Here is a 553-nt window from a genome sequence, read left to right as displayed (position 1 = left end):
GGACGGCCGCGAGCGCCGACGGCAGCGCGGGCACGTCCCGCACCCCGTACACCGCCGCCACGAACTCGACGTTCTCCTCGACGCTCAGGTCGCCGGCGAGCCCGAGGCCCTGCGGGACGTAGCCGACCGACCGGCGGCCCGCACGGTCCGGCGGTGCGCCGAGGACCTCGACCCGGCCGCCGTCGAGCCGGTCGAGGCCGAGGATCATGCGCAGGAGCGTCGTCTTGCCCGCGCCGTTCGCGCCGAGCAGGCCCACCACCTCGCCGGGGCGCACGACGAGCGAGACGTCGTCGACGGCCGCGACGTCCCCGAACCGCCGCTCGGCACGCTCGACCCGCACGAGGGGCGCGTCCGGCGCGGGCCCACCTCCCGCCGGCCGTTCCGTGCGGGGTGTCGCCGGGCTCGCAGGGTCGTCGTCGGCGTCGTCGGTGCCGTGCGTGCCGCGACCGAGCGTGAGGGCCACGACGGCGTCCTCCAGGTCGACGGCCGCGGTGCCCGCGGAGGGCGAGGGCGCGCCGTCGGGCCACCACGTGCGGAACGTCGGGCCGCGGCG

The 553-nt window shown here is 78.8% G+C and carries 1 protein-coding gene; it reads right to left on the bottom strand.

Going from position 1 to position 553, the window contains the following annotated elements; all coding sequences use genetic code 11:
* Nucleotides 1-553, bottom strand: a 553-nt coding sequence (locus FB00_RS21845; protein WP_419865538.1) for an ATP-binding cassette domain-containing protein, incomplete at both ends; no start/stop codon positions are given.

Source organism: Cellulosimicrobium funkei (genome assembly GCF_001019615.1).
GTDB classification, from domain to species: Bacteria; Actinomycetota; Actinomycetes; order Actinomycetales; family Cellulomonadaceae; genus Cellulosimicrobium; species Cellulosimicrobium cellulans_E.
This window is presented reverse-complemented; position numbering and strand designations above follow the sequence as displayed.